This window comes from Allobosea sp. P1_A7, assembly GCF_056406775.1.
On sequence record NZ_JBFTZN010000516.1, the window covers coordinates 1 to 1,943 of the forward strand.

Consider the following 1,943-nt stretch of genomic DNA (forward strand, 5'->3'; position numbering starts at 1 on the left):
CGCGCGGCCTGCGTGGAAACGCTGCCGGCATCTGTTAGCAGTCTCGGGTGTCGAGTGCTAACGGATGCCGCGGAGATAGGCGCGCGCCCCTGCGAGAGTCAAGAAGTCATCCTGTCCTGTGGTCGATCCCGATGACGGGCTGCAGTTGGCGACATCAACGTACCGTAAGAGATCGCCGCGCTGTTCGGTCTCGCCAGCCTGCGCGACCTGCCCGATCTCGAAAAGCTCGAGGAAGGGCCGATGCAGTGCCGTGGCCACGACAATTTGCCGTGATCGGCCACTTGCAGGACGACATCCTGTCGTTATGTTGGGTCCCTCGACGGACGAATCCGTGCGCCAGACAAGGAACGACCATGACGCTTGCTGAATTCATCGCCAGCCGCGAGGAATCCGCTGACGTCGGCGCAGTCATCGGCGACGACCTGGTCGAGGGGATGCCGGGATATACCTATCTCGGCTCGCTCTATATCGAGCGCCTGCCTAGCGGCGTCTTCAATCTGCGCATCGGGACTGGCGAACACCGGTCCGCCGACATCGCCGAACTGGAATCGAAGCTGTTCGACGCCGCCGTCTCGGAAGGCTTGATTGCCGAGACCGGGGACGAGCGCCGGACCCGCCTCGCCGCCGCCTATGTCGAGCGCATCGGATACGACCCGTTCGAGGACGATCCGACGATCAGCGCCGACGAGGTCGAGCAGGCGCTCCGGGATCATGCGCTTGAAATCGCCAAGGCCGACGCCGAAGCGTCGAAGGCAGGCACGCCATGAACGTCGACGTCATCACCACCCGCGCCAACAGCGCGCTCCGCAAACTCGACGTCGCGCTCTGGACCAAGTTCGTCCGGGCGGAGGACGAGAGCATCGACGATGCTTACGAGATTTTCTGCGGCGTCCGCGACACCGGCTGGTCGGTCCAGTGCGGGCATCACTGCGCCACCATCAATCGCTGGATCGAACGGGAGGAGACCATGCAGTCGTGGGACTATCCCTCCGTCGAGACGGCGTTCGCACTGCTGCCGGAACTGCTGCAGCGGGAGGGCTGGCGATGACCGCCGACGAATACCGGGACGCGCTCAAGCGGCTTGGCTTGAACCAGCACAGCGTCGCGCCGCTGCTCGGCATCACGACACGGACCAGCCAGCGCTACGCCGCCAAGGGCGCGCCCGCCACGGTGCGTCTGCTGCTGGCCTATCTCGAACGATACGGGACGCTCAAGTAGAAGGCGCCGAAGGTGTCTCCTGGCCGGTTCGCGCCCAATAGCCGACATCATTCAATGACCTCCGTTGCCTGTGCGAGGAGCGTGGTTGACACCGTAAGGCCCAGCGCTTTCGCCGTCTTGAGCTTGTTGACGAGATCGAACTTGGTCGGCCGCAACACTGGCAAGTCGGCTGGCTTCTCGCCCCTGAGAATTCGGCCGACATAGATGCCGACTTGGCGAAGCGCACTTGATCCGAGCCTCACGATCCGGTGGTTGCGGCGGTCTTGCGCGCCCTCTTGGGTCTTGCGGGCGGTTCCACCACTGGCTCCCCAACAGCTTTCGCCTTGCGTGGCGCGCGCTTCGCCTGGATGCTCTCCGGCGCGGCCACGACCGCGGTCGGTGCGCTTGCCTTGACGCGCGAGGCGCGTTTTGGCTTATCTGCGACCGTGGTCGCAGCCTGGACAATGGGTTCAGGCGCAGACGCGGCGGCCTTGCGCGACTGACCAAGGCCGGACGCCTTCGCCAGGGCCGATCGGGATTCCGCATAGTTCGGCGCGACCATCGGGTAGTCCGCCGGAAGGTTCCATTTCTGGCGGTGGCGTTGTCATGTCTGGACGGCGCCCTTTGATCAAGGGGATTTCTTTGGCGCGGCGAGGATCGTGGGAGCGGTCATGTCTTCGGCCTTTTGGTGCACTTTTCTAAGCGCTGGCCCTGATGTTGTCCGCGTCATCCTTGGCCGTAATCAC

5 protein-coding genes are annotated in these 1,943 nt (G+C 64.2%); 3 read left to right on the forward strand and 2 right to left on the reverse strand.

Annotated elements, in window-relative coordinates; all coding sequences use genetic code 11:
• Positions 1-281: 281 nt before the first annotated feature.
• Genes AC1D34_RS37115 through AC1D34_RS37125 form a run of 3 tightly spaced genes read left to right on the forward strand, consistent with a single transcriptional unit; the run spans position 282 to position 1,218 of the window.
• A complete protein-coding gene (locus AC1D34_RS37115; protein ID WP_476777233.1) occupies positions 282-767 on the forward strand; it encodes a hypothetical protein in 486 nt (161 codons plus the stop codon).
• Positions 764-1,048, forward strand: a complete 285-nt coding sequence (locus AC1D34_RS37120) for a hypothetical protein (protein WP_441509198.1) — start codon at positions 764-766, stop codon at positions 1,046-1,048. The genes AC1D34_RS37115 and AC1D34_RS37120 overlap by 4 nt, the downstream gene beginning before the upstream one ends.
• Positions 1,045-1,218 (forward strand): hypothetical protein, encoded by a 174-nt coding sequence (locus AC1D34_RS37125; RefSeq protein WP_441509199.1) that lies wholly within the window; start codon positions 1,045-1,047, stop codon positions 1,216-1,218. Before AC1D34_RS37120 ends, AC1D34_RS37125 begins: the two co-directional genes overlap by 4 nt.
• A 47-nt stretch (positions 1,219-1,265) precedes the next feature.
• On the opposite strand, the gene AC1D34_RS37130 is transcribed toward AC1D34_RS37125, so the two are convergent.
• Positions 1,266-1,460, reverse strand: coding sequence for an ABC transporter substrate binding protein (locus tag AC1D34_RS37130; RefSeq protein ID WP_441509200.1), 195 nt, complete (start codon positions 1,458-1,460; stop codon positions 1,266-1,268).
• A complete protein-coding gene (locus tag AC1D34_RS37135; protein WP_441509201.1) occupies positions 1,457-1,759 on the reverse strand; it encodes a Ros/MucR family transcriptional regulator in 303 nt (100 codons plus the stop codon). Before AC1D34_RS37135 ends, AC1D34_RS37130 begins: the two co-directional genes overlap by 4 nt.
• Positions 1,760-1,943: the final 184 nt, after the last annotated feature.